The following is a 6,673-nucleotide window of genomic DNA, read 5'->3' as shown; positions in this document are numbered from 1 at the left end:
CGATCCTCATCCTCGACGAGGCGACGAGTTCCGTCGACACCCGCACCGAACTGCTCGTCCAGCAGGCCACCGCACGGTTGCGCGACGACCGCACCAGTTTCGTCATCGCCCACCGCCTGTCGACCATCCGCAACGCCGACCGCATCGTGGTGATGGAGGACGGACGGATCGTCGAGCAGGGCACGCACGAGGGGTTGCTCGAGGCGTCCGGCGCGTACGCGCGGCTGTACGACGCGCAGTTCAAAGCACTCGTGGAGTGACCGCGGCAGGCTTCGGCGGCGTCCCGGCCACGGGCGATATCCCTGTGCGGGGCAGGCGATCCCGGTGGTGTGCTCCGTGGACGGCTGCGCGACCGGAACCGCGTCTGCCGAATTTCAGTGCAGTACTTCGAGTGCGGTGCGCCGCACCGTATCGGTCAGTGCGTCGAGCACCGGTGAGTCCAACTGCCACCGCTGCCAGTACAGCGGCACGTCGATCGGGTCGTCCGGTGCCAGGCTCACGAGATCGGTCGTGCTGGTGACCATCGCATCGGGAAGCATGGCCCAGCCCAGGCCCAGCCGCGCCGCGTCGACGAATTCGAGGGCGCCCGGAACGTAGGTGCGGGGAGGGTCCGTCTTCCGGCGGGTCCGTGTGCGGACGAACCGATCCTGCATGTCGTCCTTGCGGTCGAAGGCGAGCATCGGGGCCTCGCGCAGCGCGGCGGGGGTCATGCCTCCGGAAAACCAGCGGTCGGCGAAGTCGACGCTGGCCATCGCGTGATAACGCATGGCGCCGAGCTTCTCGGACGTGCATCCCTGCACGGGTTCGGGGACGGAGGTGACCGCGGCCATGGCGGTGCCGTCGCGCAGGAGATTCGTCGAATGGAACTCGTCCTCCCGGTGCAGTTCGAAGAGGGCGCGATATCGCACGGGCATCCGGGCCAGAGCCCGAAGCAGCCAGGTGGACATGGAATCGGCATTGACGACGAGGGGGATCGTGGCGTAGTTCCCGGCGTCGGCTCCGAATCCGAGTTCTTCGGAAGCATCCTGTTCGAGTCGGGCGACCTGCCGGGCGAGCCGCATCACCACCTCACCGGCCGAGGTCGCGGTCACCGGGCGGGTCCGCCGCAGCAGTACCCGACCGACGTGTTGCTCCAGCGACTTGATGCGCTGACTCACCGCGGAGGGTGTGACGCGAAGAACAGCCGCCGCACCGTCGAAGGTGCCCTCGTCCAATACCGCTGCAAAAGTGCGAAGTTGAGCGAAGTCGAGATCCATATGAAGGAACTCTAATGTAGCTACAGCAAAATCAATTGTTCTTATCTCGGCAGGGTTCCTAGCGTCGATGCCATGTCACTCGTCGCCGCCGGATTCGTCACAGGTCTGTCCCTCATCGTCGCCATCGGCGCGCAGAACGCCTTCGTCCTGCGCATGGCCATCGCGCGACGACATGTACTGCCTGTGATCGCGGTGTGCGCGATATCCGACGCGCTGCTCATCACCGCGGGCATCGCCGGGATCGCGACGATCCTCGACCGCGCACCCGGCGCGATCGACGTGATCCGTTGGGGAGGTGCCGCTTTCCTCATCTGCTACGGACTCTTCGCGGCACGTCGTGCGCTGAAGCCGTCCGCGTTGTCCGCCGCTCCGGGTGGCGCCGTGACCATAGGCGCGGCCCTGCTGACCTGCCTGGCGCTGACCTGGCTCAATCCCCACACCTATCTCGACACCGTGCTCATGCTCGGATCGGTGGCCAACCACTACGGCAATCCCGGACGCTGGTGGTTCGGTGCCGGGGCGATCACCGCAAGCGTCGTGTGGTTCGCCGCCCTCGGCTACGGTGCCCGTTATCTGCGCGCCTGGTTCGCCAAGCCTGCCTCGTGGCGCATCCTCGACGGCGGCGTGGCGGTACTCATGCTCGGTCTCGGCGCGGGCTTGATCACGTCCGCGTGATCCCGCCCGGCCGCCCGGACTCGGCCGGTGCCCGGGTGGGTTCGAGATGGCTGAACACGACGACGCCGGGCAGCGCTTCGGCGAGGTCCGCCTCGATGCGGTCGAGCAGGTCGTGCCCGGCCCGCACCGTCCATTCGCCCGGCACCCGCACCGTGAGGTAGACGAAGCGCTGGCGTCCCGATTCGCGGGTCCGCGGGGGCAGGATCGTCACCCGTCCCGGTTCGCGGTAGCGGTCGAGGACGGCGTTGACCGCCGTCACATCCTCCGCCGGCAGGACCGCGTCGAGCATGCCCACAACGGCCTGTCGCACCAGCCCGAATCCGATCCGCAGGATGTTCAACGCGACGAGGATCGCCACGATCGGGTCGAGCACGTCCCAGCCCGACAGTGCGACGAGCGCGACGCCGACGAGCACGCCCGCCGAGGTCCACACGTCCGTCAGCAGGTGCTTTCCGTCCGCGACCAGCGTGATCGACCGGTGTGCGCGTCCCTGTCGGATCAGCAGCAGACCCACCACGAGATTGAGCGCCGAGGATGCGGCCGACAGGACGAAGCCGATGCCGACCTCGGTCACAGCCTGCGGTGAGATCAGGCGCTCCACCGACGTCCACAGAATCGCTGTCGCGGCAGCGAAGACCATGGTGCCCTCCACCGCGGCGGAAAAGTATTCGGCTTTTCCGTGCCCGAAGTCGTGGTTCTCGTCGGCGGGTTTCGCGGCGAGGCGCAGCGCCGCGAGGCCGACGAGCGCCGCCACGAGGTTGACCCCGGATTCGAGCGCGTCCGACAGCAGACCCACCGATCCCGTGATCCATGCCGCCGACGCCTTCAGCAGCATCGTCGCGAGCGCGGTCGCCACCGAGAGCAGCATGAACCGCATCAGCAGTCGGTGCTGCTGCACAGAGGGTGCCACTGCTCAGCGCTGGACGAGCGTGAGCCGCATCCCGGTGAGATCGGTGGCCTTCAACGCGACGTAGTCGTACTTCGGGGTGGGAACCCACGGGGTCAGTCCGAGGGCGTCGATCCTCGCCGCATCCTCGAAACTGCGCAGGACCCGGGCGTGTCCGTGCAGCACCACGCTCCACGCCGAGTCCTCGTGGATCTCGTCGACCTCGAACGCGACCTGCGGATACACCGCCAGTTCGGACAGCTTGCTGCCCTCACCGCTGCGGAAGTACACCGTGCGCTCGTCGACGACGTAGTTGACGGGATAGATTTCCGGCCGCCCGTCCACGACGGTGACGAGCCGACCCACCTTGCCCGTCGCGAGCAGGTCCCAGCACTGGTCCTCGTCGAGCGGGACGATGGGATCGTCGGTGTTCGGGTTGTCGCTCATCGCGTTCACTCCTCCGGTTCCGCTGCCGTATCCAGCACATCACGAACCGGCTTCCGGCGCAGTGGAACGCTCCGGCGGTTACGGTGAAACCGGCCGTCAGGACCGCGTTCGCCCGATCCGCCGAGAGCAGCCCCGAATGAGGAGTGCCGATGCCCGCACAGGCTCCCGCGACCACCTCGAGTTGGCACACCCGCGACGCGGCCGACGTGGCCGAGGCGTTCGCGGTCGACCCGCAACGCGGATTGAACGCGGAGGAGGTCGAGCGGCGCCGCGACGAGCACGGCCCGAATCTGCTCGACGAGGCGAAACGGGTTCCGACCTGGCGGCGGGTGCTGTCGCTGCTCGCCGACAAGATGACGCTGGTACTGGTTGTGGCGGCGGTGGTCAGCGCCACTGTCTCCCGTGAATGGGAGACCTCCGTCGTCATCTTCGCGGTGATCGCGCTCAACACCGTGCTGAACTATGTGCAGGAATCGCGGGCCGAGAGCAGTCTCGCGGCGCTGAAGAAGATGTCGGTGTCCACCAGCCGGGTGCTGCGCGACGGTCGCGGGACGGAGGTGCCCCGCGCCGAACTCGTCCCCGGCGACGTGGTGCTCCTCGAGGCCGGCGACACCGTCCCGGCCGACGGCCGTCTCGTCACCGCCGTCCGGTTGCAGGTCGCCGAGGCCGCGCTCACCGGCGAATCCCAGCCGGTCGACAAGCAGGTCGATGTCGTCGACGATCCCGATGCGCCGCTCGGCGACCGCACCGACATGCTGTTCATGAACACCGAGGTCACGCGGGGACGCGCCGCGATGATCGTCATCGGAACGGGTATGCGTACCGAGATGGGCGCCATCGCAACCCTTCTCGGGTCGGCCGGCACCGAACAGACACCACTGCAACGACGCATCGGTCAGCTCGCCCAGACCCTGACGATCATTGCGATCGTGACGGTGGCGCTGGTGTTCGTCCTCGGTCTGCTGCGGGGACAGTCGTGGTCGGATCTCCTCGTCACCGCCGTGTCGCTCGCGGTCGCGACGATTCCCGAAGGGCTCACGGCCGTGGTCGCATTCACCCTCGCGATGGGTGCCTCACGCCTCGCCGCCCGCGGTGCCATCGTCAAACGGCTCGCCGCGGTCGAGACGCTGGGCAGCACCACCCACATCTGCACCGACAAGACCGGCACCCTCACGCTCAACGAGATGACGGTGCAGCGTCTGCTCGTCGCCGGTCGCGCTTTTCGTGTCACCGGCACCGGTTACGGAACCGACGGCAAGATCCTCGTCGGCGACGGCCTGCCCGCACCGGATTTCACGGACGCACTGCTCGGTATGGGTCTGTGCAACGACGCGACGGTGAGGAACGGAGTGCTCGTCGGCGATCCCACCGAGGGCGCTCTCGTGGTGCTCGCCGAGAAGGGGGGTATCGACGTCGAGGGTGCGCGCGCCGCGCTGAACCGCATCGCGGAGGTGCCGTTCGACTCGGATTACAAGTACATGGCCACCTTCCACACCCTGCCGGGCGGCGGATACCGCTGTTTCGTGAAGGGGGCCCCGGGCGTGCTGCTCGACCGGGCCGTGTCGATCGCCGGTTCCGCCGGTCCGATGCCGCTCGACGACGACGGTCGCGCGAGGATCCGCCGGGCTGTGGAGTCACTGGCGTCGGAAGGCCTGCGCACCCTCATGATCGCAGGTCGCAATCTCGATGCCGTCCCGCGTGGTGACACGGATGCCCTGCAGGAGAAGGTGTCCGGCCTGACCGTCCACGCGGTCGTCGGCATCGTCGATCCGCCGCGAACCGAGGCCGAGGATGCCATCGCCGTGGCCCACGAGGCGGGCATCGCGGTGCACATGATCACCGGTGACCATCTGGTGACGGCCTCCGCGATCGCCGAGGAACTCGGGATCCGCGGGTCGGCGGCCTCCGGCGCCGACCTCGACACACTCACCGATGACGAACTGCGCCAGAGAGCAAAGGAATTCGGTGTCCTCGCCCGCGTGGCGCCCGAACACAAGATCAGGTTCGTCGAAGCGCTGCAGGCCGACGGGCAAATCGTCGCGATGACGGGCGACGGCGTCAACGACGCTCCGGCGCTCGAACAGTCGGACATCGGTGTCGCGATGGGCATCACCGGCACCGACGTCTCCAAGGGCGCCGCGGACATGATCCTCACCGACGACAACTTCGCGACCATCGTCGCCGCGGTCGCCGAAGGACGCGGAATCTACGACAACATCATCAAATTCGTGAAGTTCCAGCTCACCACGGCGTGGGGCTTCGTCCTGATCTTCCTGACGGCCGGTGTACTCGGCCTCGCGGGCGGGGCACCCTTCAGTGCGTTGCAGATCCTGTGGGTGAACATCATCATGGACGGACCGCCGGCCCTCGCGCTCGGTGTCGATCCGACCGCCCCGGACGCGATGAGGCGACGCCCGCGCCCCGCCCACGAGGCCCTGCTCGAACGCTCCCGGGTGCAGCGCATCCTCGGGCTCGGCATCGTCATGACGGCCGGCACCGTCGCGGTTCTGCATTTCGGCCCGGAACTGTTCCCCGACAGCGCATCCGACCCGCTGTTCGCGACCACCCTGGCGTTCACCACGTTCGTCTTCTACCAGATCTTCAACCTGTTCAACGTGCGCTCGGATCTCGGATCGGTGTTCTCGGCGCAGACGTTCACCAACCACACCATCTGGATCGCGATCGTCGCCGTCGTCGTTCTCCAGATCTGCGTGGTGCAGCTCGGCGCCCTGCAGGGATTCATGGACACCACCTCGCTCACCTCCGAGCAATGGCTGCTCGCGGTGGCCGTCGGCTCGACGGTGCTGTGGGTGGACGAGGCCGGCAAGTTCGTCGCGAGGAGGCTCGAGGCGCGCAGAGCCGAACGGGCGGATACGACCTTCCTCACCTGACGATCCCGAGATGGCGCAACTCACGTCGTCGTGGGAAGAAGTGAGTGGCCGGACTGCCCCAGAATGGAAGCTGCCCATGCGCCGCTCCCCGAGGGCGCTCTCGTCCCGGGCCGCACGACGTCCGGCTCCGGGGCCATCGACGATCGAAGGTTTCCTCACCGATGACCACCACGGCTTCCGGCCGCCCCATCGACGATCCTGCCCACGCCGACTCCGGACCTCCTGCGCGCACGCTGGTGATGTGGGTGCTCGCCCTCGGTGGGTTCGGTATCGGAACCACCGAGTTCGTCGCCATGGGGCTGCTCCCCGAGATCGCGACGAGCATCGGGGTCTCCGAACCCACCGCGGGTCACGTCGTCTCCGCCTACGCGGCCGGTGTCGTCGTCGGTGCCCCGCTGATCGCGACGATCGCCGCACGCGTCCCGCGCAAGACACTGCTGGTCGCGCTGATGGTCGCGTTCACCCTCGGTAACGCCGCAACGGTGCTGGCCCCGAACTACGGCTTGCTCGTCGCCTCC

General features: G+C 67.7%; 6 protein-coding genes and 1 pseudogene. 4 read left to right on the top strand and 3 right to left on the bottom strand.

Translation table 11 applies throughout. The annotated features are described in order from the left end of the window. Nucleotides 1-260 (top strand): annotated as a pseudogene (locus R1101_RS26670) (ABC transporter ATP-binding protein); the annotation flags it as partial. A 114-nt stretch (nucleotides 261-374) separates the two neighbouring features. Here the strand turns inward: R1101_RS26670 and R1101_RS0113285 are convergent. Continuing rightward, the gene (locus R1101_RS0113285; RefSeq protein ID WP_026003232.1) at nucleotides 375-1,256 is read right to left on the bottom strand and encodes a LysR family transcriptional regulator ArgP; all 882 of its coding nucleotides are present in this window, start codon (nucleotides 1,254-1,256) and stop codon (nucleotides 375-377) included. Between the two features lie 72 nt (nucleotides 1,257-1,328). On the opposite strand from R1101_RS0113285, the gene R1101_RS0113280 reads away from it, so the two are divergent. Next, nucleotides 1,329-1,931: a LysE/ArgO family amino acid transporter gene (locus R1101_RS0113280; protein ID WP_016933907.1), complete on the top strand. Its 603-nt coding sequence runs from the start codon at nucleotides 1,329-1,331 to the stop codon at nucleotides 1,929-1,931. Here R1101_RS0113280 and R1101_RS0113275 read toward each other — a convergent pair. After that, entirely contained in the window at nucleotides 1,918-2,808 is an 891-nt protein-coding gene (locus R1101_RS0113275; RefSeq protein ID WP_198420271.1) for a cation diffusion facilitator family transporter, read from the bottom strand. The two genes, R1101_RS0113280 and R1101_RS0113275, sit on opposite strands and share 14 nt — an antisense overlap. Nucleotides 2,809-2,844: 36 nt before the next feature. Further along, nucleotides 2,845-3,264: a pyridoxamine 5'-phosphate oxidase family protein gene (locus R1101_RS0113270; RefSeq protein ID WP_026003230.1), complete on the bottom strand. Its 420-nt coding sequence runs from the start codon at nucleotides 3,262-3,264 to the stop codon at nucleotides 2,845-2,847. Between the two features lie 149 nt (nucleotides 3,265-3,413). Between R1101_RS0113270 and R1101_RS0113265 the strand changes: the two genes are divergently transcribed. Both R1101_RS0113265 and R1101_RS26665 read left to right on the top strand, forming a co-directional pair. Beyond that, complete coding sequence (locus R1101_RS0113265) at nucleotides 3,414-6,155, top strand: calcium-translocating P-type ATPase, PMCA-type (RefSeq protein WP_016933904.1); 2,742 nt, start codon at nucleotides 3,414-3,416, stop codon at nucleotides 6,153-6,155. A gap of 161 nt (nucleotides 6,156-6,316) precedes the next feature. Continuing rightward, the coding region (locus tag R1101_RS26665) for an MFS transporter (protein WP_037223281.1) at nucleotides 6,317-6,673 on the top strand (357 nt) is incomplete at its 3' end.

This window comes from Rhodococcus sp. R1101, assembly GCF_000278445.1.
GTDB lineage: Bacteria > Actinomycetota > Actinomycetes > Mycobacteriales > Mycobacteriaceae > Rhodococcus > Rhodococcus gordoniae.
Note: the sequence above shows the minus strand (reverse complement) of the source record. Positions and strands in the feature narration are given on the sequence as shown.